This window comes from Paenibacillus phyllosphaerae (genome assembly GCF_014192105.1).
In the GTDB taxonomy this organism is placed as follows: Bacteria; Bacillota; Bacilli; order Paenibacillales; family Paenibacillaceae; genus Paenibacillus_Z; species Paenibacillus_Z phyllosphaerae.
On record NZ_JACHXK010000007.1, the window covers coordinates 168,640 to 194,145 of the forward strand.

At 57.8% G+C, this 25,506-nt stretch carries 21 protein-coding genes; all 21 read left to right on the forward strand.

Translation table 11 applies throughout. The features are described 5' to 3' along the window. The first annotated feature begins 179 nt into the window (after nt 1-179). The 21 genes from FHS18_RS17075 to FHS18_RS17175 all read left to right on the forward strand — a co-directional run bounded on the left by FHS18_RS17075 (nt 180) and on the right by FHS18_RS17175 (nt 25,505). Nucleotides 180-1,514 carry an LLM class flavin-dependent oxidoreductase gene (locus FHS18_RS17075; RefSeq protein ID WP_183601297.1) on the forward strand — a complete coding sequence of 445 codons (1,335 nt, stop codon included), beginning with the start codon at nt 180-182 and terminating at the stop codon, nt 1,512-1,514. Then, entirely contained in the window at nt 1,515-2,837 is a 1,323-nt protein-coding gene (locus FHS18_RS17080; protein ID WP_183601298.1) for an LLM class flavin-dependent oxidoreductase, read from the forward strand. Between the two features lie 30 nt (nt 2,838-2,867). Beyond that, nucleotides 2,868-4,265, forward strand: coding sequence for an ABC transporter substrate-binding protein (locus FHS18_RS17085; RefSeq protein ID WP_183601299.1), 1,398 nt, complete (start codon nt 2,868-2,870; stop codon nt 4,263-4,265). 30 nt (nt 4,266-4,295) lie between these two features. Beyond that, complete coding sequence (locus tag FHS18_RS17090; protein WP_183601300.1) at nt 4,296-5,618, forward strand: LLM class flavin-dependent oxidoreductase; 1,323 nt, start codon at nt 4,296-4,298, stop codon at nt 5,616-5,618. Between the two features lie 20 nt (nt 5,619-5,638). Continuing rightward, nucleotides 5,639-7,033, forward strand: coding sequence for an extracellular solute-binding protein (locus tag FHS18_RS17095; RefSeq protein WP_183601301.1), 1,395 nt, complete (start codon nt 5,639-5,641; stop codon nt 7,031-7,033). A gap of 26 nt (nt 7,034-7,059) precedes the next feature. Further along, nucleotides 7,060-7,812 (forward strand): oxygen-insensitive NADPH nitroreductase, encoded by a 753-nt coding sequence (gene nfsA / locus FHS18_RS17100; RefSeq protein WP_183601302.1) that lies wholly within the window; start codon nt 7,060-7,062, stop codon nt 7,810-7,812. 31 nt (nt 7,813-7,843) lie between these two features. Beyond that, the gene (locus FHS18_RS17105) at nt 7,844-9,211 is read left to right on the forward strand and encodes an LLM class flavin-dependent oxidoreductase (protein WP_183601303.1); all 1,368 of its coding nucleotides are present in this window, start codon (nt 7,844-7,846) and stop codon (nt 9,209-9,211) included. A gap of 53 nt (nt 9,212-9,264) precedes the next feature. Next, on the forward strand, nt 9,265-10,233 hold the full coding sequence (locus FHS18_RS17110; protein ID WP_183601304.1) for an aldo/keto reductase family protein: 969 nt from the start codon (nt 9,265-9,267) through the stop codon (nt 10,231-10,233). A gap of 168 nt (nt 10,234-10,401) precedes the next feature. Beyond that, complete coding sequence (locus FHS18_RS17115; protein WP_183601305.1) at nt 10,402-10,995, forward strand: PadR family transcriptional regulator; 594 nt, start codon at nt 10,402-10,404, stop codon at nt 10,993-10,995. Further along, the gene (locus FHS18_RS17120) at nt 10,992-12,869 is read left to right on the forward strand and encodes an ABC transporter ATP-binding protein (protein WP_246427712.1); all 1,878 of its coding nucleotides are present in this window, start codon (nt 10,992-10,994) and stop codon (nt 12,867-12,869) included. The genes FHS18_RS17115 and FHS18_RS17120 overlap by 4 nt, the downstream gene beginning before the upstream one ends. Continuing rightward, complete coding sequence (locus FHS18_RS17125) at nt 12,866-14,629, forward strand: ABC transporter transmembrane domain-containing protein (protein WP_183601306.1); 1,764 nt, start codon at nt 12,866-12,868, stop codon at nt 14,627-14,629. Before FHS18_RS17120 ends, FHS18_RS17125 begins: the two co-directional genes overlap by 4 nt. Nucleotides 14,630-14,636: 7 nt before the next feature. Continuing rightward, complete coding sequence (locus tag FHS18_RS17130; protein ID WP_246427732.1) at nt 14,637-16,511, forward strand: ABC transporter ATP-binding protein; 1,875 nt, start codon at nt 14,637-14,639, stop codon at nt 16,509-16,511. A gap of 73 nt (nt 16,512-16,584) precedes the next feature. Continuing rightward, nucleotides 16,585-17,529, forward strand: coding sequence for a cysteine synthase A (gene cysK, locus FHS18_RS17135; protein WP_183601308.1), 945 nt, complete (start codon nt 16,585-16,587; stop codon nt 17,527-17,529). 220 nt (nt 17,530-17,749) lie between these two features. Further along, nucleotides 17,750-18,349: a TetR family transcriptional regulator gene (locus FHS18_RS17140; protein ID WP_183601309.1), complete on the forward strand. Its 600-nt coding sequence runs from the start codon at nt 17,750-17,752 to the stop codon at nt 18,347-18,349. A 259-nt stretch (nt 18,350-18,608) separates the two neighbouring features. Then, on the forward strand, nt 18,609-19,373 hold the full coding sequence (locus FHS18_RS17145; protein ID WP_183601310.1) for an ABC transporter ATP-binding protein: 765 nt from the start codon (nt 18,609-18,611) through the stop codon (nt 19,371-19,373). A 45-nt stretch (nt 19,374-19,418) separates the two neighbouring features. Continuing rightward, a complete protein-coding gene (locus FHS18_RS17150; RefSeq protein ID WP_183601311.1) occupies nt 19,419-20,474 on the forward strand; it encodes an aliphatic sulfonate ABC transporter substrate-binding protein in 1,056 nt (351 codons plus the stop codon). 78 nt (nt 20,475-20,552) lie between these two features. After that, entirely contained in the window at nt 20,553-21,350 is a 798-nt protein-coding gene (locus tag FHS18_RS17155) for an ABC transporter permease (protein WP_183601312.1), read from the forward strand. Then, nucleotides 21,350-22,177, forward strand: a complete 828-nt coding sequence (locus FHS18_RS17160) for an ABC transporter permease (protein WP_183601313.1) — start codon at nt 21,350-21,352, stop codon at nt 22,175-22,177. The genes FHS18_RS17155 and FHS18_RS17160 overlap by 1 nt, the downstream gene beginning before the upstream one ends. A 42-nt stretch (nt 22,178-22,219) precedes the next feature. Continuing rightward, nucleotides 22,220-23,569, forward strand: coding sequence for an LLM class flavin-dependent oxidoreductase (locus FHS18_RS17165; protein ID WP_183601314.1), 1,350 nt, complete (start codon nt 22,220-22,222; stop codon nt 23,567-23,569). Nucleotides 23,570-23,811: 242 nt separating this feature from the next. Beyond that, nucleotides 23,812-24,690: a histidine racemase CntK family protein gene (locus FHS18_RS17170; RefSeq protein WP_484549399.1), complete on the forward strand. Its 879-nt coding sequence runs from the start codon at nt 23,812-23,814 to the stop codon at nt 24,688-24,690. Continuing rightward, entirely contained in the window at nt 24,687-25,505 is an 819-nt protein-coding gene (locus FHS18_RS17175; RefSeq protein ID WP_183601315.1) for a class I SAM-dependent methyltransferase, read from the forward strand. The genes FHS18_RS17170 and FHS18_RS17175 overlap by 4 nt, the downstream gene beginning before the upstream one ends. The last annotated feature ends 1 nt before the right edge of the window (nt 25,506 follow it).

The following is a 25,506-nucleotide window of genomic DNA, read 5'->3' on the forward strand; positions in this document are numbered from 1 at the left end:
AAAAAATAGGCAGTAAGGTATTGACACTTTTAGTGTATCGGTGGTAACTTCTTAATCAATACGATATATCGCATTAAGTTCATAGGAATTATAGGTTATAATCAACCGGATAGCCGGAGATTGCCTTTAGGGGCAGCTCCGGCTATTTTTTGTTGTCTGAAAACAGGAGGGGAACGTGAATGAGTCAACAGGAACGTAAGCTTCACCTGAATGCATTTCTCGCCGCTACGGGACATCATGAAGCTTCTTGGCGGCATGCTGACACGCATCCGGAGAGGGCGGTAGACATCAATCACTATTTGCGTCTTGCCCGGATCGCGGAGCGTGGCCTGCTGGATTCGGTCTTCCTCGCTGACGGCTACTGGGCCCACGCGGGGACGCTCGAGCCATTCACGCTGCTGTCGGCGCTGGCCGCGGCAACGAAGCATATCGGGCTGATCGCGACGGTCGAGACGACGTATAACCAGCCGTTCCATGTCGCAAGGAAATTCGCTTCGCTCGACCATATCAGCAAAGGCCGGGCCGGCTGGAACATCGTAACGGGTGCGGGACCCGCCGCTGCGCAATTCAGCCGCGAGCAGCATCCGGAACATCACAAGCGTTATGAATCGGCCGAAGAGTTCGTCGAGATCGTGAAGCGGCTGTGGGACAGCTGGGACGATGACGCCGTCCGCAACGATAAGCACAGCGGCGTCCTGTACGACGAATCGAAAATTCATAAGATCGATTGGAGCAGCGCGAATTATGCGGTGAAGGGTCCGCTGAATATCGCAAGGCCGGTGCAAGGTTATCCCGTGCTGGTGCAAGCCGGTTCCTCGGAGACGGGGAAGGAATTCGCCGCCAAGTTCGCCGAGGTGATCTTCACCGCGCAGCTGACGATCGAAGAGGCGCGCGACTTCTACCGCGACGTGAAGTCCAGGCTGCCGAAGTACGGCCGCACGCTGGCGCAATTGCAAATTCTGCCGGGCTTAAGCCCGATCCTGGCGGATACGGAAGCCGAAGCCCGCGAACTCGAGCAAGAGCTGTTCGAGCTCATCGACAAGAAAGGAGCCATCCAGCGCTTGTCGTCCCGGCTTGGCGTCGACTTGAGCAACCATCCGCTGGATGAACCGCTCACGCTTGAAGGCATCCAATCGGCCGACGAGGTCAGCGGGATGAAAAGCCGGCATAAGCTCATCGTCGATCTGATCGAGCGGGAGCAGCCGACGCTTAGGCAGGTCATCAATACTTTGGCCGGGGCGCGCGGACATTTCACCTTCACCGGCACGCCGCTGCAGCTGGCCGATACGATCGAGCAATGGTTCCAGACGGGAGCGGCCGACGGATTCAACATTATGCCGCAGATCTATCCGAGCGGTCTGGAAACGTTCGTGGATAAAGTCATTCCTGAACTGCAAAATCGCGGCTTGTTCCGCACCGAATACGAGGATACGACGCTGCGCGGCAAGCTCGGTCTGGCACGGCCGTCGAGTATCCGGCATAGCAGCCAATTTAATGAAGAGGTGGTTATCTAAATGAGCAAATCCGATCGCAAGGTTCACTTGAACGTGTTTCTCCGCGCAACGGGCCATCATGCAGGCGCGTGGCGCCACCCGGACTCGCATCCGGAGCTGGAGCTCGACATCGAATACCTCGGGAAGCTGGCCCAGATCGCCGAGCGCGGGAAGCTGGATTCCGTCTTCTTGGCGGACGGATACGCAGGGGGCGGCAGCAAGCTGGAGCCGTTCACGCTGCTATCGGCATTAGCTACCGTAACGAAGCATATCGGCTTGATCGCGACCGTCGGCACCGTGTATAACGAGCCGTTCCACGTGGCGCGGCAATTCGCTTCGCTGGATTATATCAGCAGCGGACGCGCAGGTTGGAACATCGTGACCGGCGCCGGTTCGGCGGCGCACAACTTCAGCCGCGACGAGCATCCGGAGCATGCGGTGCGATACGAGACGGGCGAGGAGTTCGTCGAAGTGGTGAAACAGCTGTGGGACAGCTGGGAGGACGATGCGCTCGTATTCGACAAGCAAGGCGGCAAGCTGGTCGATGCGAACAAAGTGCACGAGATCAATTTCAAAGGCCATACCTATTCCGTTCAAGGGCCGCTGAACATTCCGCGCCCTCCGCAAGGCTATCCGGTCCTCGTCCAAGCAGGCTCCTCGGAGCAGGGCAAAGAGCTTGCGGCGAAGACGGCGGAGGTCATTTTCACGGCGCAGCAGACGTTCGACGCCGGACGCGAATTCTACGCCGACGTGAAAGGCAGGCTGGCCAAATACGGCAGAACGGCCGACGAGCTAGTCATTCTGCCAGGGCTTGCGCCGATCGTCGCGGACACCGAAGCCGAAGCCCGCGATATCGAAGAGGAGCTGCATAGCTACGTCGACACGCGCAAGGCGCTCGAGAACCTGTCGGAGCGCTTCACGGTCAACTTGAACGATTACGATCTGGACGATCCGGTCCCGCTCGACAAGGCCAAACCGGCCGAAGAGTTCAACGGCATCCGCAGCCGCCAAGAGGTCATTATCGACGCCGCGCGCCGCGAGAACTTCACGATTCGCCAGCTGCTCTACCGCAGCAACGGCGGCCATGGCCATATTACGTTCACCGGCTCCGTCCTGCAGACGGCCGATCTGATCGAGAAGTGGTTCACGAACCATGCCGCGGACGGCTTCAACGTCCTGCCGCAGCTCTTCCCGACCGGACTTGAGACGTTCGTGGACAAAGTCATACCGGAATTGCAGAACCGCGGCTTGTTCCGCACGGAATATGAGGGCACGACGCTGCGAGAAAGTCTGGGACTGAAGCGTCCGGCTAACGTTCGTTTCCTGCAGGGCAAGAGCAGCTAATTACAACATGTTAGAGAGGGGTCATTCCAGATGACAATCAAATTAAAATCCACATTGGCCGTCCTGGCGCTAAGCACGGCGCTGACTGCATGCTCGAGCGGAGGCAATGAGCCGGCGGCTTCATCCGGCTCGGGCGAGACCGCATCGGGTTCGGGCACGGAAGCAGCCGCAACGAACCAAGCGGGTTCAGCGGGCGGCGACTTCAAGAAGCTCGGCGACGAACCTTTGAAACTGACGTTATACAGCACGGGAGCCACGTTTACGGACGTCGAATTCGAAGCGATGATCGCGGGGCCGATCCATGCGAAATATCCGAACGTCACGATCGAACGGATTACGCCGGCGGCCACGACGACGCCCGAAGAAGTGCTCTCGACGCATGTGCCGGATATCATCTTCGGCAGCGTGCAGCAGCGCGTCATTCGGACCGGCGTGTATCAAGATCTGCGCGATCTCATCAAGAAGCATAATTTCGACCTGAGCCGGCTGAAGCCGGTCGGGATCAATTACATAACGGAAATCACGAAAGGGGAAGGCGACGCGATTCTCGCGCTCCCGTTCAACATCAACCAGCACATCATGTATTACAACAAGGACATCTTCGATAAGTTCGGCGTTCCTTACCCGACGGAGAAGCAGTTGACGTGGGACGAAGCGATCGAGCTCGGCACGCAGCTGACTCGCACGGAGAACGGCGTAAACTACGTCGGCCTGGTCGTGGATAACTTGACCGGACTTTCCAAGTCGCTGGGCCTCCCGTACTTGGACCGCGAGACGGGGCAAGCCGCGCTCGATACGCCGGAGTGGCTGCGCGTATTCGAGACGGCGAAGAAGCTGTACGAGATACCGGGATACGTGACGCCTGACGGGACATGGGATTGGACGCGGGACCACTTCATGAAAGACCAGAATATCGCGATGCGCGTCGCTTGGCTCGCGAACATGGTCGGTCCGCTCGAGGAATTGCGCCAACAAGGCGTGGAGTTCAACTGGGATATCGCGCCGGCGCCGAATTTCGAGGATCAGCTCGGCAAGACGCGCGAAGCGCAGATCCATTCGATCGCCATCAACAGCCAAAGCCCGCATCAGGACGAAGCATTCCAGGTCATCGCGGAGATATTGTCGGATGACGGTCAGCGAATCATCGCGAAGAACGGCCGCGTACCGGCCATTATTAATCCGGAACTGGAGAAGGACTACGGCGCGGACATCCCGGTGCTGCAAGGAAAAACGGTGCAGAACGTGTTCATCGGAGAGCCGCTGCAAGAGCACTATATCCACCCGTACGAGTCAGAAATCTCGAAGCATTTGAAAACGGCGGCCGAAGATCTGGCGGTGGGAGGACTTGACGTCAACTCGGCGATCCGCAAGGCGACCGATGCGATCAATAAAGACGTGGAGACGCTGAAGACGACGATCGGCCAGTAACACGATAGCTATAGCAGGAGGGTAAGAACGATGAGCCATAGCCAAAGAAAGCTTCATCTCAACGCATTCTTATACGGGACCGGCCACCATGAGGCATCATGGCGGCTTCCCGAAACTTCGCCGGAACGCAATCTCGATTTCGAGCACGTGCTGAACATCGTGCAGACGGCTGAACGTGGCTTGATGGACTCCGTCTTTCTTGCCGACGGATATGTGGGCCGCTCCAACAAACTGGAGCCGTTCACGCAGCTCGCGGCGTTGGCGAGCCGAACCAAACATATCGGGCTGATCGCCACGGTGGGCACGACGTATAACGAACCGTTCCATGTCGCGCGCAAATTCGCCTCGCTCGATCATATTAGCAAGGGGCGCGCAGGCTGGAATATCGTGACGGGATCCGGATCGGCGGCGCACAATTTCGGCAGGGACGAACACCCCGAGCATGCCCTCCGTTACGAGGAAGCCGATGAGTTCGTGGAAGTAACCAAGCAGCTGTGGGACAGCTGGGAAGACGACGCCGTGATCAACGACAAGAGCGCCGGAACCCGCATCGTCGGCAGCAAGGTCCATACGATCGATTACGAAGGCAAGCATTACAACGTCAAGGGCCCGCTGAGCATCGCGCGGCCGCCGCAAGGCTATCCCGTGCTGGTCCAAGCGGGTTCCTCCGAGACGGGGAAGGAATTCGCGGCCAAAGTCGCCGAGGCGATCTTCACGGCGCACCAGAGCATCGGCAGCGCGCAAGCTTTCTATCAGGACGTGAAATCGAGATTGGCCAAATACGGCCGGACGCCGGATCAGCTGAAAATTCTGCCGGGCGTCAGCCCGATCATCGCGGATACGGTAGCCGAAGCGAAGGAAATAGAGAACCAGCTGTTCGAGTACATCAACAAAGACGGCGCGGTCAAACGGCTCTCCGAACGGCTCGGCATCGACCTGTCCGATCATCCTCTCGATGAACCGATAACGCTCGACGGCGCCCGCAGCACAGACGAGGTGAACGGCAACAAAAGCCGCCATCAATTAATCGTGGACTTGATCCAAGACGAGAATTTGACGCTGCGCCAGGTCATCAACCGGCTGGGCGGGGCTAGAGGGCACTTCACGTTCACGGGCACGCCGCTGCAGCTGGCCGATCTGATCGAATCCTGGTTCTTGAATGGCGCCGCCGATGGCTTCAACGTCATGCCGCAGATTTACCCGAGCGGGTTGGAGCGTTTCGTCGACAAAGTCATTCCCGAGTTGCAGAACCGGGGGTTGTTCCGCACCGAATACGAAGGGCGCACGCTGCGGGAGAATCTGGGGCTCGCAAGGCCGGCGAACACCAGTCACTGGCCAAAAGCGGTCAACTGACGCCGAGGAGAGAAGATACCGTGAAGAAATTAGCAAGCGGAGCGGCATTGGCGATCATCGCCATGCTCATGGCAGCGTGCGGAAATGACGCCGGCGGGAATGCGGGCAACGCGGAAGGCAGCGGGAACTCGGCGAATTCGGCAGCGCCCGCGAAGACTGAGCAAGCCGAGCCGGCAACGTTCAAGAAACTTGGCGACGAACCGCTGACGCTGACTTTCTATAACACGAGCGGCACATTCCCGGATACGGAATTCAAGACGCTGATCGCGGACCCGATCAAGAAGAAATATCCGAACGTCACGATCGAGCGGATTACGACGGCGGCGGAAACGACAGCCGAAGAGGTATTGTCTACCCATACGCCGGATATCATCTATTCCTCGTCCTCGTCGCATCAGAAGATTATCCGTACGGGCGCTTACGAGGATCTGAGGGAGCTGATCGAGCGGCATCATTTTGACACGAGCCGGATCAAGCCGATCCTATTCGACTACATCACGGAGATCACTAAGGGCAAGGGCGATCAGATCTATGCGATCCCGTTCAATGCCAATCAGCACGTGCTCTATTACAACAAGGATATATTCGATAAGTTCGGCGTGGACTACCCGACGGATCAGCAATTGACCTGGGATCAAGTGCTCGAGATCGCCCAGAAATTGACGCGCACCGAGAACGGGGTGCATTACATCGGGTTATCCGTGGACAATTTGACGGGGCTGGCCAAAGGGCTCGGGCTGCCTTATGTCGACCGCGAGACGGGGAATGCGGCCTTGGATACGCCGGAATGGCTGCGGATCTTCGAGCTGAACAAGCGGATCTTCGAGATCCCGGGCTACGTTACGCCGGATGGCACATGGAACTGGGGGCGAGATCAGTTCATGAAGGACCAGGTCGTGGCGATGCGCGTCACGTGGCTGGCCAACATGGTAGGCCCGCTCGAGGAATTAAGGCAGCAGGGCGTTGAGTTCAACTGGGACATCGCGCCGGCGCCGAACTTTGAAGATCAGCTGGGCAAGACGAGAGAGGCGCAGATTCACTCCCTATCCGTCAACAGCCAGAGCAAGCACAAGGACGAAGCATTCCAGGTCATTGCGGAGATTCTCTCCGATGACGGCCAGCGCATCCTGGCGCGGAACGGCCGCGTGCCGGCGGTCATCAATCCGGAACTGGAAAAGGAATACGGCCTCGATATTCCGGTATTGCAAGGCAAATCGGTGCAGAACGTCTTCATCGGCACGCCGCTGCAGGAGCACTACATCCACCCTTACGAGCTGGAGATCGGCAGCCGGTTAACAGAAGCCGCCGAGGATCTGGCCGTCAAAGGACTGGACGTCAACTCCGCGATCCGCAAAGCGACGGATGCCATTAACAAGGATGTCGAGACGCTTCGCACAACGCTTGGTCAGCAATAACGGCGGTCATTAGGGGAGGAGAACCAATGAACGAAACGATTACCCTTATTAAAGGACACCGCTCGATCCGCAAGTATAAGGATACGCCGATTCCGGATGAGCATCTGAAGGAAATTCTGCTGTCCGGGCAGGCGGCCTCGACTTCATCAAATATCCAAGCTTACAGCGTCATCGCGATCAAGGACCCGGAGAAGAAACGCAAGCTTGCCGAACTGTCCGGCAATCAGCAGCAAATCGTGGAGAGTCCCGTGTTGCTCGTCTGGTTGGCGGATGTGCGCAAGATCCAGAACGCGATTCGCCAGCACGAGGATGTCGAGCTGGAGCAGAACGTCGAGCTGTTCCTGCTCGGCACGATCGATGCCACGCTTGCCGCCCAGAACGCAGCGATCGCCGCGGAATCGCTCGGTTACGGCATCGTGTACATCGGCGGGATCCGCAACAACCCGCAAGAGGTGACCGAGCTGCTCGAACTGCCGCCGCTCGTCTATCCGGTATTCGGCCTATGCGTCGGCATACCGGATCAAGAGCCGGACCTCCGGCCGCGGTTGCCGCTTGCGGCGGTCTATCACGAAGAGGTCTACAGCGAAGCCGGCCTCGCGGATGAGATCGCGGCCTACGATGCAATTACCAAACATTATTATGCGACGCGCAAAGGCGGGGGCAGAGGCGGCGACCAAGAGACGGTCTGGTCGCGGGAGATGCTGCGCCGGTTCAATTCGGGCCGGAACCGCGGCCATCTGCGGGACTATCTGTCCGGCCAAGGCTTCAAGCTGAAGTAATCGTCAACATCCTTAGAGAGAGGTGTAGCAATTGAGCGAGTTGCAGCAAGGCAAACAGGCGCATTTCAATGTGTTCTTGCGGGGTTCCGGCCATCACTCCGCCGCGTGGAAGCATCCCGATTCCGTGCCGAAGGAAGACTTAGACCTCGATTACTATGCGAACATCGCGAGAATCGCGGAGCGCGGGTTATTCGATTCCCTGTTCACCGCGGACAACTATTCCGGTCTGGGCCGCAGACTCGAGCCGTTCACCCTGTTATCCGCTTTGGCGGCGCTGACCAAGCATGTCGGCCTGATCGCAACCGTCAGCACGACCTACAATGATCCGTACCATGTGGCGAGGAAATTCGCTTCGCTCGACCATATCAGCAAGGGCCGGGCCGCGTGGAACATCGTCACGGGGCACTCCAAGGAGGATGCCGAGAACTTCAACAGGCCGGAGCATCCGGATGTGGCGCAGCGGTACGAGATCGGAGACGAGTTCGTCGAGTTGACCAAACAGCTGTGGGATAGCTGGGAGGAGGAGGCTCTTGTCTACGATAAGGAGAACGAGATCTCGCTCGATGCGAGCAAGGTTCACGAGATTCAGTTCAAGGGCAAATACCATAACGTAAAGGGGCCGCTGAACATCCCGAGACCGCCGCAGGGGTATCCGGTGCTCGTCCAGGCCGGCTCTTCGGAGAACGGCAAGGAGTTGGCCGCGAAGACGGCAGAGGTCATCTTCACCGCGCAGCAGACGCTGGGCGCCGCGGAGGAATTCTACTTCGACGTGAAAAGCCGGCTGAAGAAGTATGGGCGGACGGCCGATCAGCTGCTGATCATGCCGGGCCTGAGCCCGATCGTCGCCGATACGGAAGCCGAAGCGATCGATATCGAGAACGAATTCAATGCGCTGCTCAACCCGAAGCATGCGCTCCGCCGGCTGTCGAATTATTTTACAGTGGACCTGTCGGAATATCCGTTGGATGGACCGGTTCCCGTCGACAAGGCAAAGCCGTACGGGTCGATTACAACCGGTATCACAAGCCGTCAGCAGGTCGTCGTGGACGCGGCCGTTCGGGATAAGATGACGATTCGTCAGTTCTTGGCCCGAAGCGCGGCGGCGCACGGCCATGTCTCGTTCACCGGCTCGGTCATCCAGACCGCCGATTTTATCGAGAAGTGGATCCGCAACCATGGCGCCGACGGCTTTAATATTCTGCCGCATATCTATTACGCCGGATTCGAGACGTTCGTGGACAAAGTCGTGCCCGAGCTGCAGAACCGCGGCCTCTTCCGCACGGCTTATGAAGGAACGACGCTGCGCGAGAACCTGGGACTCGCGCGACCGGAGAACAAGAACAAAGCGATCTGGGCGCTGCGCAGGGATGCCGAGCAGCTGAAAGCCCAGCAAATCTAGATTTTAAGCGCTAAACCCAACAACCATTCAACCATTCGAGGAGGAATATATCCATGTCCGTACAATATCGCAAATTAGGCGCAAGCGGTTTGAAAGTAAGCGAAATCAGCCTAGGCAGCTGGCTGACCTACGGCGGTTACGTCGAACGCGAGAATGCCATCCAATCCATTCAGAAGGCGTATGAGCTGGGCGTCAATTTCTTCGATACGGCCAACGTCTATGCCAAAGGCGAAGCGGAGCGCGTCGTAGGCGAGACGCTGCGTCAATATCCGCGCGAATCCTACGTGCTGGCAACCAAAGTATACGGCAAGATCGGCGACGGCCCGAATGACCGCGGCCTCTCCCGCAAGCATGTGATCGAATCGGCCAACGCCAGCTTGCAGCGCCTCGGTCTCGAATACGTCGACGTGTTCTACAGCCACCGCTTCGACGCCGAGACGCCGCTCGAAGAGACGCTGCGCGCCTTCGAAGATCTGGTACGCCAAGGCAAGGCGCTGTACATCGGCGTCAGCGAATGGACCGCGGCTCAGATTACCGAAGCGTTCGCCATCGCGGACAAATACCTGCTCGACCGGATCGTCGTCAATCAGCCGATCTATAACCTGTTCGAGCGCTATATTGAGAAAGAAATCATTCCGCTCGGGGAGAAGAAGGGCTTCGGCCAGGTCGTCTTCTCGCCGCTCGCGCAAGGGCTCTTGACCGGCAAGTACACGTCGATCAATCAAGTGCCTGCGGAATCGCGCGCGGCGAAGCACGAGAACTTCAAAGGGAAAATCACGGAGGAGAAAATCGAGAAGGTTCAGCAGCTGCAGGCGATCGCGCGCGAGCTGGACATCACGGTCGGCCAGCTGTCGCTCGCCTGGATTCTCAGACAGCCGAACGTCTCGAGCGCGCTTGTCGGCGCGAGCCGTCCGGAGCAGGTAGAAGAGAACGTGCAGGCATCGGGCATCGTTCTGGAAGAAAGCGTGCTGAAGCGGATCGCGGATATCATCGAGAACAATCCGGTACCTTCGAGAGTGTAACCACCCGGCCAATTGAATAGGATCGAACTCCAGTAAATAACCAATTTACTGGAGTTTGTCATGGGCAGATATACCCATACGTACCCTAGTAAGGAAAGGATTGCCACATAACGATATATCGCATAGAATAAAATCAATACGATATATCGTTAACGGAGGTTAAGAAGCATGGCAACGGCATGGTCGCAGGATGAACGATTATTTTTGAATTTGGGTAATGAAAGAGACACGCAAGGATCCGGCAAGCGCTACTTCATGCGCGGCGGCGTCAAGTACGCCCTGCTGGAGCTGCTGCAGCAGGAGAATATGCACGGCTATCAGATGATGAAGGCGCTGGAGGATCAGTCGGGAGGGACATACAAGCCGAGTGCCGGATCCATCTATCCGACATTGCAGATGCTCCGGGACCAAGGATTCGTGACCGCGGCCAAGGTGGAAGGGAAGAAGGTCTTCGAGATTACGGATGAAGGCAGGGCTTATTTGCTCGAGGAGAGGGAGAAGGAAGAGAACGGTCAGGCGGAGTCAGGCGAAGAACGGCCCGAAACGGGCCTTAGCGAGGAGGAGGGCGGCGAACCCGTCAAGCGCAACCGACGGCTGACGCCTAAAGGCAAGGAACTGCTCCATCTGCTTAAGGCAGCCGAGCGCGCAGCGGTGGCGGATCCGGTCAAAGCCGAATCGCTGCGCCTGCTGATCAGCGAGCTGTCCCAATCGCTCAAGCGGATTGCCCAAGATACCGGCCAAGCCAAGGGTGAGCAGCCATGAGCGAGCGGGGCGCTGCGCCTTATCCGCTGCGACCGGACGGGTCGATGGGCGGAATGAAACGATTCGGCAGCGGCGAGAAGCTGAAGCCTGCCAGCATTTACCGTATGCTGGCGAGTATCTATGCCGATGCCAAGCTGGAATGGAAATCGCTGCTTGCCGCCGTCCTTTGCTTATGCGCCATCTCGCTGCTGCAATTCGCCATTCCGCAATTGACGCGCATCACGATCGACAGCATTATCCCGGACCGCGCATTCGATCGGCTGTTCTTCGTCTGCGCCGGTATTCTCGGCTCGGCCGCCTTGCTCGGCATCTTCGGTTATGCCAGCACGTCGCTGATCGCGAGTGCCGGGCAGAAGGTGCTCTACAAGCTGCGCAACGATCTGTACCGCCATATTCAAAGTCTGGATGTTTCCTTCTTCGACCGCAATCGTACCGGGGATCTCATGTCCCGCGTAACCAGTGACGTCAATATTCTCCAACAAATGATTTCCTCCAGCATGATGCAACTCATCACCGATCTGTTCACCTTTACCGCCATCGCGCTCTATATGCTCTGGATCGACTGGCGGTTAACCTTGCTGCTGCTCGCGACGTTCCCGTTCATGCTGCTGACGACGAGGCTGTTCGGCAAGCGGATGCGATCCTCGTTCCGCGCCGTGCAGGCCTCCGTCGCTGATGTCAGCGATCATCTGCAGAACGCGCTTACGGGCATTCGTCTAATCAAGTCGTTCACCGCCGAAGCTTACGAAGCCAAGCGTTTCGAAGATCGAACGACAGCCAATATGGACGCGAATATCCAAGTTGTCCGCTTGCGGGCCGCTTATGAGCCTATTATCGATTTCCTTAATTTCGCCGGTCTCGCCATCGTGCTGGTGTTCGGCGCTTGGCTTGCGATGACCGACCAGATGACGGTAGGGACGATCGTCGCGTTCATCGCCTACTTGCGGCTGCTGCAGAATCCGATCCGGCATTTCAGCCGAATCATCAATACGATTCAGCAAGCGGCGGCCGGCTATGAGCGCATTATGGAGATCATGAACACGACAGCGGAAGTCGTCGAACGCGAAGACGCGATCCTCCTTCCGCAAGGCAAGGGGAGCATCGTCTTCCGAGAGGTGGATTTTGCTTACGGAGAGGGAGCTCGCTTGTTCGAGTCATTCGATCTGGAGCTTGAAGGCGGGAAGATCACAGCGCTCGTCGGTTCCTCCGGCTCCGGCAAGTCGACGATCGCCCATCTCATCGCGAGATTCTATGACCCTCAAGGAGGCGGGATCACGATTGACGGCTATGACCTCAGATCGGTAACGCTCCAATCGTTGCGTGAACAGATCGGCATCGTCTCGCAGGATATCGTCCTTTTCAACGGATCGATCATGGACAATATTCGCTACGGCCGCATGGACGCGAGCGATGAGCAGGTGCTTGCCGCAGCCGAAGCCGCGAATGCAAGCCGATTCATTGAAGCATTCCCGGAGGGCTTCCATACCCAGATCGGCGAACGCGGCGTCAAGTTATCCGGCGGACAGAAGCAGCGCCTCTCCATTGCCCGGGCCATCTTGAAGGATCCGCGGATCATCATTCTCGATGAAGCGACCGCGTCACTCGACACGGAATCCGAGCAGCATATCCAAGACGCGCTGTCGCAGCTGCTTCAAGGCCGCACTTGTCTGGTCATCGCGCATCGCCTATCCACTATTCAACAGGCGGATCGTATTTATGTGCTGGAGCAAGGAAATATCGTCGAACATGGCACGCATGAAGAACTTATCCATCTGGCAGGACGTTACAGACAGCTGTACGATCTTCAGTTTCCGCAATCGGAGCAAACAAGGTTGACAGCGAGTCCGCGCAAAAGGGAAGTGAAAGCCTTGTGAAACCGAAACGGATATTAGCCGATTTCTTTCGGGTATCGTGGCATTTTTACGTACTATCGATCACGCTTCATCTCATCTCCAATCTGATCAACGTGTTCTATCCGAAAGTGCTCGGCACGTTCACCGATAAGCTGCAGCTCGGCGAACTAACGGGCGGCCTTATCGTCCACTACAGCTTGCTGCTCCTCTTGATCGGGCTTGGCAGCGTGTTGTTCAACGGCTTCGCGATGTACTTGGTCATGTATGCGGGCAGGAAGTTCGAGTTCCTCGTCCGCGGCGGATTATTCCGCCATTTCACGCAGATGGGCGAACGGTTCTATTCGAAGAACGGCGTGGGCAAGCTGCTCAGCTACTTCATGAATGACGTCACGGCCGTCCGGGAATCGATCTCCATGGGCGTGAACCAGATGGCCAACTCCTCCATGCTGCTGATCGCCGCCATCACGATGATGCTGCTGAGCGGAATTCCGCTCTATCTTATTCTTGCATCCGTATTCCCGCTGCTGCTCATTCCGTTCATCGTCGTCTACCTCGGGCCGATCATCCGCAAGCGTTCGCTTGAGGTTCAAGAGGCGCTCGGTACGATGACGGAGACGGCGGAGGAACAGTTCGGGGGCATCCGGGTGACGAAGAAGTTCGCGGTGGAACCGATTATGAGCAGGCGGTTCGGCAAGACCGTCGATCAGATCCGCCATCACCAGCTTCGACTCGTTCGGGTATCGTCGTTCTTCCAGTCGCTCATTCCGTTCCTCGGGGCGATCGCGCTGATCGTGGCGCTTGCCTTCGGCGGCTATTTGACAATTACGAATCATATCTCGCTCGGCAATTTCGTCGCGCTCACGCTGTATATCCGCATGCTGATGAATCCGCTGCAGCAGATCGGCAACGTAATCAACTCGATCCAGCGTTCGCGGGCCTCGCTCGAGCGGCTGAACGGCTTGCTGTCCCAGCCTTCCGAGATCGTCGAATCGCCCACGGCCTTGGAAGCGAACCTCGCATCGGCGGATATTCGCATCGAGCGTCTGACATTCTCTTATCCCGAATCCACGGCGCCCGTCCTGCAGGACATCAACGTGCGCATTCCATCCGGCAAGACGCTCGGCATCATCGGACGGACGGGAAGCGGGAAGACGACGCTGATGAAGCTGCTGCTGCGCACGTTCGACCCGCCTCCGGGAGCGATACGGTATGGCGAGACGGATGTGAGAGAATTGACGCTGGCCAGCCTCCGCAACCAGGTGGCCTATGTGCCGCAGGACGGTTTTCTGTTCAGTACGACGATTCAGGAAAATATTGCGTTCTACAACCGGGAAAGTCCGTTCGAAGCGGTCGAGCAGGCTGCCAGACAGGCCCAGATCTACGACAATATCGTCCAGTTGCCCAATCAATTCGAGACGAGGCTCGGCGAGCGGGGACTTACCTTATCGGGGGGCCAGCGCCAGCGAACGAGCCTTGCGCGCGGACTGATCAAGAACGCGCCGGTCATGATTCTCGACGACAGCGTGAGCGCCGTCGATGCCGTGACGGAGAAGGACATCATTGCCTCGATCCAGGAGGAACGCAAGCATAAAACAACGATCATCATCGCTCACCGGATCAGCGCGATCAAGTATGCCGATGAGATCATCGTGCTCGATGAAGGCAGAATCGTGCAGCGGGGGACACATGACCGGCTGCTGCAGGAGCAAGGCCTGTATGCTGCCCTTCATGCGATACAAGAGGAGGGAAGCATGCATGCGACCGGCACAAGCCATTCATAACTGGCAGATGGATCAGAAGGCCGACCTTAACATGCCGGAGCAGAAGCCGCAGTACGTCTCGGCTTTCCGCGCGTTGTCGGTCTACATTAAGCCGCATCGGTGGTCGTTCATCGCCGTATTCTGCTGTACGCTGATCGCGATTCTGACGGAATTGCTGCAGCCTTACTTGATGAAGATCGCGATCGACGACAACCTGCTGGCCGGCAAGAACGATTACCGCGGACTGATCGTAATCGCCGTTATTTACTTGGGATTGTCCCTATCGACCCTCGTTTTCTCCTATATCCAGAACAATCTGCTGCAAAATGTGGGCCAAAGCATCGTCGCGCGCATCCGCAAGCAATTGTTCGACCATATCATGAAGCAGTCGATGGGCTACTTCGACCGGACGTCGAGCGGCAGCCTGATCACCCATGTGTCGAGCGACACCGAAGCGCTGAACCAATTCTTCAACCAGGTGCTGCTCAGCCTGTTCCGCGACGGCCTGACGCTGATCTTCATTCTGGTGATGATGTTCCAGCTCGATACGACGCTCGCGCTATACTGTCTCATTCTGCTCCCGATCATCTCGATTATTGCCATCGCCTTCCGTTCGTTCATGCGATCGACGTATCAGCTGGCGAGGACGAGGCTGTCGCGGATGGTCGCTTTCGTCGCGGAGAATTTGTCCGGGATGCACCTGATCCAAGCGTTCCATCAGCAGAAGGAGCAGGAGAGGCAATTCAACGAACGCAACGGGCTGTATTTCAAAGCGAATCTGCGCGAAATCCGCACGAACGTGGTGTTCGGCCGCACCTTCGATATTCTGAGCAATCTGTCCATCGCTTTCGTCACGTGGATCGGCGGCAGAGCCGTGCTTGGCCAGGACCTCGAGTTCGGCGTCCTCTATGCGTTCATCACGTACATTCGCCAATTCTTCCAACCGATCAATACGATCACCCAACAGTGGAATACGCTGCAATCGGCGACGGTTGCGGTGACGCGGATCTGGAGCGTATTCGAGAGCAAGCCGGAAGTTACCGATCGTGAAGAGGAGGAGGCTTCCGAGCCGCGTGCGAAAAAGGACGATGAGCTGCGCCAGATGACCCTCACGACCGAGCGCGGCGAAGACGCTTCGGCAAGCTTGCAGAGCCTGGACGGCGTAAAGGGCGATATCGAATTCGAGCACATCTCGTTCAACTACGAAGAAGGCGTCCCCATCATTCGCGGCCTGGATCTGCACATCCATGCCGGCGAGATGATCGGCGTCGTCGGGACGACCGGCGCGGGCAAAAGCTCGCTCATCAGCCTGCTGTGCCGCTTCTATGACGTGAAGGAAGGCAGCATCCGAATCGATGGAACCGATGTGCGCGATATCCCGCAATCGACCCTGCACCGGCTGATCGGCCTTGTCCAGCAGGAGCCGTATCTCTACTCGGGCAGCATCGTCGACAACATCCGGATGTTCGACGAATCGATTACGCGCGAGGAAGTCATCGCCGCGTGCGAATTCGTCGGCGCGGATGCCATCATCGCGAAGCTGCCGGGCGGCTACGATACGAAGCTGTCCGAACGGGGAAGCGGACTGTCGGCCGGGGAGCGGCAGCTGATCTCTTTTGCCCGAATCATCGTGTTCAAGCCGAAGGTGCTGATCCTGGATGAAGCGAGCGCCAACCTGGACTCCCATACGGAACAGCTGATCCAGCAGGCGCTGCACGTCGTTTCCCAAGAGCGGACGACGATCGTGATCGCGCACCGGTTGTCCACGATTATGCAGGCGGACCGGATCATCGTCATGAGCCAGGGCGAGATCGTCGAGCAAGGCAATCATCAAGAATTGATCGAGCTCGGCGGGCAATACTGCGAACTATACGAGCATTCGCAAGGGCTTAGCGCGAGTTAGCGGACACTAGAGCGCCGCTTAATTGGAACGGCACATGCCGCTTAGGCATCAGATTAATAGGAGGTTGGCGAGTATGAGCTTGGTCGTGAACAATATTACGGATCTGATCGGCAACACGCCGCTGGTTCGGCTGAATCATGTCGTGCCGGAGGGCAGCGCGGAGATCTTCCTGAAGCTCGAATTCTTCAACCCCGGGAGCAGCGTGAAGGACCGGATCGCCATCAGCATCATCGAGGAGGCGGAGCGCGACGGACGTCTCAAGAAAGGCGATACGATCGTCGAAGCAACGAGCGGCAATACGGGCATCGGCATCGCGCTGGTCGCCGCGGCCAGAGGGTATAAAGCCATTCTGGTCATGCCGGAGACGATGAGCCTCGAGCGCCGCAATCTGCTGCGCGCTTACGGGGCGGAGCTCGTGCTGACGCCGGGATTGGAAGGGATGAAAGGCGCGATCCGCGTGGCCCAAGAGCTGGCGGATAAGCATCCGAACTACTTCCCGGCCCAGCAGTTCGACAATCCGGCGAACGCCAAGATTCACCGGGAGACGACCGGTCCCGAGATCGTGCGGGCGATCGAGTCGATCGGAGGCGGCCTGGACGGTTTCGTCGCAGGCGTGGGCACGGGCGGTACCATCACGGGCGCAGGGGAAGTGCTGCGCCAGCATTACCCCAATATCCATATTGCGGCCGTGGAGCCGCTTGCTTCGCCGGTGCTGTCGGGCGGTCGGGCAGGCTTGCACAAAATTCAGGGCATCGGCGCGGGATTCGTGCCGTCTATCCTGAACACCGCCATCTATGACGAAATCATTCAAGTGAGCAACGAGCAGGCATTCGAATTGGCGCGGCGGGTAGCGAAGGAAGAAGGCATTCTCGGGGGCATCTCCTCCGGCGCGGCCATCCATGCCGCCATCCAGCTTGCCGGGCGGCTCGGCGCGGGCAAACGGATCGTGGCCATCGTTCCGAGCAACGGGGAACGGTATCTATCGACGGTGCTCTACCAGCAAGAACAGCAATTATAGCGTGCAAGAGCAAGGGGCTTTCTTATCCTGATGGGATAGGAAAGCCTTATTTTTGTCGGAGCATGGGTCGCGAATTCGGCGCTTTTCGGCGCTCATTCGGTACCAGATTAGCATGCGAACCGCGAATTACCGCTTGACACAAACCTCTTCCGAAGTGTCAAATAGGGTACAATCAGTTGCTTGCTTAGCCTGATTACCGATTAAGGGAGGTGGCAAACGCGTGTCGCCACGGAATGTGGAGAAGGATTTGCAGAAGAGGGAAATCAGGATCGTTCACATCCTTAGCTCGGCCATCGAGGTGATGGCAGTGAAGGGAATCGGTTCGGTCAGCATGAACGATATCGCGAGCGCAGCCGGCGTGAGCATCGGCAACATGTATCATTATTTCAAGTCCAAGGACGAGATCTTCGCCGAGCTGCTGCGAAGAGGGCAGACGGATTACGGCGAGTTCGTCGCCATCATCGCGCAGAAGCCGGACCGGGCACGGGAAAAGCTGTATATGATCTGCTCGACATGGCTGCAGATGACCAATCATTGGGCGTATACGATTCTCATTCATACCGCGCGCATGTCGGAAACGTCGAGCGAGGAGCTGCGCCGTCAAGTGACGGAGCGCTTCACGAACAATTTGTCTCCAGTGGCGGCGATCATGGAGCAGGGACAACGCGAAGGCGAAGTGAAGACAGGCGATCCGATGGAGCTGGCCTTCTACTTTGTCAGCTTGATTCAAGGACTGACGCTGCAGCGGGCGCCGGGCGTGGAGGTACCGGTCGGGATTGAGCCCGCGGACATCGTCAGGTTGTTCCTGACAGCTGCATAGACCCGGCGAAAAAAAACGTCTTGACAGCTTTGCCTGCCAGTTGCTATGATTGCGACAACAAACCGAATCACCATTCGGTTTGTGATAACGGTTCAAGATTATCGACCAGACCACTGGAGATTTTTACGACCGCTACAAGCATGATCGGAATGCCTGCCGAGGTAATCTGTTTGCGTGCTTGAGCTGCCGGAAAGTCTCTTTTTTATTACCTCAATACCAAGTAATTCGCTATGAATAGTCACTTAAGGGGGGCTAAGAGATGTTAGAGATCGAAGGGCTTAACAAAACATTCGCCTCGCCATCCGGCGATGTCGTCGCCTTGCATCAGATCCGGCTTCAGGTAGAGAAGGGACAGTTCGTCACGTTCATCGGTCCGAGCGGTTGCGGCAAGAGCACGCTGCTCAAGATCGTTGCCGGGCTGGATACAGCCTACCAGGGAAGCGTCAAGCTGAACGGCAAAGCGATTGCGGGACCTGGCGTCGAGAAGGGATTTATTTTCCAAGAACCACGCTTGTTCCCTTGGCTGAACGTCGAGCGCAACATCGCGGCCAACCGCTCGCTCCGGGACAAAGAAGTGTGCAAGCAAGTGGATGAACTGATCGAGCTCGTCCGGCTCAAAGGATTCGAGAAAGCTTATCCGCGCGAATTATCCGGCGGCATGGCGCAGCGGGTCGCGATCGCAAGGGCCTTGCTCAGAAGGCCGGAAGTGCTGCTGCTCGATGAACCGTTCGGCGCATTGGATGCGTTCACCCGCACCCATATGCAAGAAGTACTGCTGGACATCTGGGAGAACAACAAGACGACCATGCTGTTCGTCACGCACGATCTGGACGAAGCCGTGTTCCTCGGGCAGCGCGTCGTCATTATGAATCCGAGGCCCGGACACATCCGCAATGTGATCGGCATCGATCTTCCTTATCCCCGGAAGCGGTCGGGTTCCTCGTTCCAGGAACTGCGCAGCCGCGTGCTAAGCGAGTTCGAGAAAGTCGAAACGCCGGCCATCGAGATCGGAGCCGGCATCTAATTCTAGCACGACCATGAACGTACCTACTACAAAGGAGAGATCACGATGAAACGAATGAAATGGGTAACGCCGATTGTAGCTTTGATGCTGGTGCTCGCAGGTTGCGGCGCAAGCGGCAATAACGGCGGTAACAATACGAATGAAGCGCCCGCGAACGACACGACCGCGGCGTCGGCGGACAATAGCGGCGCCAAGAATTACGACGGCTTAACGGTTAAGCTGGGCTATCAAGGCAAAGGCGGCCTGTTCGGCAAAGCGCAGGAAGCCAAATGGTTCGAGGATGCGTACGGGGAGCTTGGCGTTAACGTGGAATGGGTTGAATTCCAGAGCGGCCCGCCGATGATCGAGGCGATGACGGCCAATCATCTGGATTTTGCCGGCATGGGCAATATGCCGCCGATCGCCGCGCAGGCAGCCGGCGTCGACTTCACCATCATCTCGCAAGTGCTTGAGGGCAAGAACAACGTGGCGATCATCGTGCCGCAGGACAGCGCGATTCAGTCCGTCGCCGATCTCAAAGGCAAGAAGGTAGCCGTAACCAAAGGCAGCAACGCCTATAACTTCCTTTACCGCGTGCTGGACAAAGAAGGGCTCAAGGATTCCGATCTGGAGGTTATCCAGCTGCAGCCGGATGAGACGCAACCTTCCTTCGAGAGCGGCAAAGTCGACGCATGGGCAGTATGGGATCCTTACATTACGCTGAATACGCTGACAGGCAAGGCGCGCGTATTGACGGACGGCGCAAGCTCGGGCGTGCTGTCGCCATCGTTCCAGCTGGTCAGAAGCGGATTCGCGAAGGACTATCCGGAGCTCGTCACGCTGTACCTGAAGACGCTGCAGAAGGCTATTCAGTGGGAAACGGACAATAAGGACGAGGCGTACCAGCGTTATGCGGATGAGCGCCAAATCCCGGTCGATGTCATCAAAGGCATTCAAGAACGCAGCACGTTCATCAATATCCCGGTAACTGACGAAGTCATCGCCGAACAGCAGAAGACGGCAGACTTCCAGCTGGCGCTCGGTACGATCCGCACGCAGATCGACGTGACGAAAGTGTTCGACAATACCTATATCGAAGAGGCGCTGAAGGCGTCCGAATAAGGGCAGCGCTGCAGACAGCCTGCATGGGGCCCGCGGTTTACTCTCAAGTATTTTTAGAAAATAGCGAGGTGTCGTAACATGCAAGGAGCAAACAACCGGTGGTCCCTGCGGGCGCTGCATCTGTTCGTGGGCGCGCTGCTCCCCTTATCCATCCTGGCCGTGTGGCAATACGTCACCGCGGCCGGCATGGTCAATGCGATTCTTATCCCGTCGCCGAAGTCGATCGCCGCGGAATTCGGCGCGATGATCTCATCGGGCGAGCTGCAGCGCAATCTGGGCATATCCGCATGGCGCGCCATGCTCGGATTCTTGCTCGGCGGCGGGCTGGGCCTTGCGGCGGGACTGTGGGTCGGCTTCTCGATCCGGACGGAGCGGCTGCTCGACCCGTCCCTGCAATTGCTGCGCACGCTGCCGCATCTGGCGGTGGCGCCGCTCTTCATCCTGTGGTTCGGGTTCGGCGAGATGTCGAAGGTGCTGCTGATTGCCAAAGGCGCGTTCTTCCCGCTCTACGTCAATACGTTCTTAGGCGTTCGCTCGGTCGACCGCAATCTGTTCGACGTCGCCAAAGTACTGGAATTCACGCGTTGGCAGACGATTACGAAGCTGATTATTCCGGCGTCGCTTCCCTCGATCTTCTTGGGCATCCGCCTCTCGATCGGCATTAGCTGGCTGGGTCTAGTCGTCGCCGAGCTGATGGGCTCGAGCTCCGGCATCGGGTACATCATTAACGATGCGCGTTCGTTCTCGCTTACGTCCGTCATCTTCGTCGGCATCATCGTCTTCGCCCTGGTCGGCAAAATAACCGACTCGATCGTCAAACTGCTGGAGCGCAGGCTGCTTAGGTGGCAGAACAACTTGAAAGGAGCGGGATCCTGATGAACGAAGCAACCGTGCTGGACGTGAAGGCCGGAACCGGCGCTGCCGCGCAGAAGCGGACAGGATCGCGCCTTCCCAAGTGGTTGTATGGCTGGCTGCTCCCGCTGCTGCTGCTGACGATCTGGGAGATTGCCGCGCGTCTTAACTTGGTATCCGAGACGATGCTGCCTGCGCCAAGCCTTATAGCGGCTGCATTCGGCAGATTGGCTGCCAGCGGGGAGTTGGCAGAGCATCTGCGATCAAGCTTCATCCGGGCAGGCGGCGGGTTCTTGCTGGGCGGTACGATCGGATTATTGCTGGGCGTCTTCACGGGCCTTGGCAAATGGGCGGAGCGCACGCTCGACCCTTCGCTGCAGATGCTGCGGACGGTACCGCTGTTGGCCGTTATTCCGCTGTTCATTCTATGGTTCGGCGTCGGCGAGCTGTCCAAGTGGCTGCTGATCTCGATCGGCGCGTTTTTCCCGCTCTATTTTCACACCTTCCTCGGTGTTCGCAGCATCGACTTCAAGCTATACGAAGTATCGAAGGTGCTGGAGTATTCCAAGCTTCAACTGATGACGCAGGTCATTTTGCCGGCGGCGCTGCCGAATATTCTGCTCGGCCTGCGGCTGTCGGTGGGCACATCCTGGCTGCTGCTCGCAGTGGCGGAGATGATGGGCGCAAGCTCCGGCGTCGGCTATATGATCCAGGACGCCAGGGTCTACATGCAGACGGATATCGTCTTCGTCGGCATCATCTTGTTCGCGCTCGTCGGCAAGCTGACCGACTCCGCCGTGTGGATTCTGGAACGCAGATGGCTGCACTGGCAGAACACGTACAAAGGCTAACCGGAACACGCGATTAAAATGGATAAAGGATGTGACCCAAGTATGGGAAAACAACGGCAAGGGCAGCTTCATCTGGGAGCGTTCCTCTATTTCACGGGGCATCATCATGCCGGCTGGCGGCACCCGAGCTCCGGCGTTGAGCAGATGTTCGATATTCGCAATTATACGCGGATGGCGCAGACGGCCGAGAAGGGCAAGTTCGATATGATCTTCTTCGCCGATCTGCTTCATCTCATCTATCCGAGCCATGCGGCCGCCGGGATGATGGATCCGATCGCGCTGTTGTCCGCCTTGTCGATGGTCACGGAGAAGATCGGCTTGACCGCCACGATGTCGACGACGTACAACGAGCCTTACAATACCGCTCGCAAATTCGCGACGCTCGATCACATCAGCGGAGGACGCGCGGGCTGGAATATCGTCACGTCGCAGACCGACGCCGAAGCGAACAACTACGGCCGGGACAAACATCCCGAGCATGGCCTGCGGTACGAGATGGCGCAGGAATTCGTCGACGTCGTGACCGAGCTGTGGGACAGCTGGGACGATGACGCGCTCGTGATGGATCGGGCGAGCGGCCAATTCGCCGATCCGGCCAAGCTGCGGCAATCGGACTTCAAGGGACAATGGTATGCCTCCAAAGGCCCGCTCAACGTTCCTCGTCCGCCGCAAGGGTACCCGGTTCTGATCCAAGCGGGATCTTCGGGCCCGGGCCAAGACTTCGCCGCGCGGATCGGCGAGGTTATCTTCACCGCCCAGCCGTCGCTTGCGAGCGCGCAGGCGTTCTATAAGAGCGTGAAGGCGAAACTCGCCGAATACGGCCGAGATGAGAACAGCCTCAAAATCATGCCGGGCCTCTCGCCGATCATCGGTTCGACCGAGGAAGAAGCGCGCCGCCGCGAGCGGGAGCTGCTCGACCTTATTCGTCCCGAGGAAGCCGTCGGATTCCTCTCGAGCATGCTGCAGTATGACCTGTCGGGCTATCCGGTCGACGAACAGCTGCCGGATATTCCGGACCCTGTCGGCGCGTCCAACGGCATGAAGAGCCGCGTGCAGCTGATCATGGATCTGGCGCGCAACGAGAGGCTGTCCGTGCTCGAGCTCGGACGGCGGCTGCTGGGTGCCCGCGGGCATCTCCAGTTCGTCGGCACGCCGGAGCAGCTGGCGGATCTGATCGAGAAGTGGTTCGATTCCTACGGCTGCGACGGCTTCAACATTATGCCGCCGGTCTTGCCGGGCAATCTGGACGAATTCGTGGATCAGGTCGTGCCGATTTTGCAGAAACGCGGCTTGTTCCGCGAAGAATACGAAGGTTCGACTTTGCGGGAACATCTGGGACTTGGGCGGCCGTCGGTAGGTCACTTCAAGAACCATAAGCTGCAGACGCAGTGAGTAATGAAGCAATAATCCAGATGCAAATAAGCTGGGATAACATGTGGGCCGCTCCGTTAGGAGGGGCCTATTTGGCGTTCGTCTGACATCGTCGTAGGCATAAGACCTAGCGCATCCAACTCGCAGGCCAGTGGAACCTCCGCAGAATGCCACGTGGAAAAATATACAAAAATGTGGTTGACGCCATCCAGCATTTCCTGTAGTTTAAAAATCGTAAAAATAACTATTAAGAGTAAAGAGGGGTGAAGCATATCGCAATCGCAACGAAACGGGAGATCGAGTTCGTGAAGCTAAGTCCGACGCAGAACATGACGATCCTGGTGAAGTCGGATCACCCTGCGCACGAGCAGAAGCTCATCGCTTCCCAAGTGATGTCTTACGCCAACGTGCACGCCGAGCAAGTCGGATTCATTCAGAAGCCGTCACTCCGGCAAGCGGAAGCTTGCTTGCGCATGGCCGGCGGCGAATTCTGCGGGAATGCATGCATGGCGCTCGCCGTGTATCTGGCATCGGGGAGAAGGCACTCGCCTCAAGATTGGACGGAGGTCAAACTCGAAGCGTCCGGAACGGAGCGCCTCATCGTCTGCCAAGTGAAGCGGGAAGGGAACGACTATTCCTGCCAGGTCGCGATGCCCCTGCCCGGCAGCATCGAGCGAAGGCGCATCCATTACGAGGGAGAAGAGTTGGAACTTGGCATTATCCGTTATGAGCAATGCATACATATCGTGCTTGAGGTAGACGCGTTCAGCCAGACGGTGAAGGAGAAGGCGCAATCCTTGGCCAAGCTGCTCGGCATCACGCTGGGCGCGAATCTGATCGCGATTCTGTTATTCCGACCGGATACGGCGGAACTGGCCCCGCTGATCTATGTCCCGGCGTTGGATAGCCTGATCTGGGAAAGAGGCTGCGGCTCGGGTACGGCTTCGATCGGAGCCTACTTCGCTTGGACGGCCAAACAGTCGGTTTCGCTCCCGGTCAAGCAGCCGGGAGGCGCCATTCTTGTAACGGCCCAATTCGATGACGCAGCCGTAACCGGCCTTACGATCGAAGGGAAGGTCGACATCGTCGCCGAGGGCAGAGCTTTCATCAAATCCCATACGGAACAGGAGTGGCTAGCGTGAATGCAACGGAGAACATCACCATCAGTTTGCAGGATTATCGGGCAAAGTTCCAAGAGCTGGCCTCGCAGTATGACCACACGCCGCACCATGCCGAGGAGATGGGGCAAGTCATCGACGAGTATGCGCGATTCGTGACGGATCCGTGCAACGCCAAGGCATGGCTCGGGATGGAACAGCAGCAGCCCGGGGCACATCTTCAACTGGCGGCGGAACTTAGGCGCCTATCCGCTGCTTGCGTGGCGCTCATGGAGAAATACCGGGCATGGAAAGTGATCCAAGGCGACGCCCGGATCGGCAACTACTTCAACAATATCGAGAACTGCATCGAGCAAGAGTTCGGCAGCTTCAAGGTCACTTCGTCATCCAAGGTGCTGCTCGTTGGTTCGGGCGCGTTCCCGATGACGCCGTTGCTGATCGCAAGGCGGACCGGCGCGGAAGTGGTGGGGATCGATATCGACGAAGAAGCGGTGGATCTCGGCCGGCGCATCGTGGGCCAATTGGGCGGCAATCTCAAGATCCGATTAGAGCATGTACCTGTGGAACGCCTGGATTTTACGAAGCAAGCGACGCATATCATCTTCAGCTCCACCGTCTCGGTCAAGTACGATCTGCTTGATCGGCTGCATCCGCTCACGAGCGATCAGGTCGTCGTCGCGATGCGATTCGGCGATCGGTTGAAGTCGATCTTCAACTACCCGATGGAGAGCGTGGACGAGCGGAAGTGGAAGCTCGCCGAGACGGTCGTTCAGCCCGATCAAGTATTCGATATCGCGCTGTACGCCAAAGCATCAGGCGAAGCCATGAGAGGGGATTAGT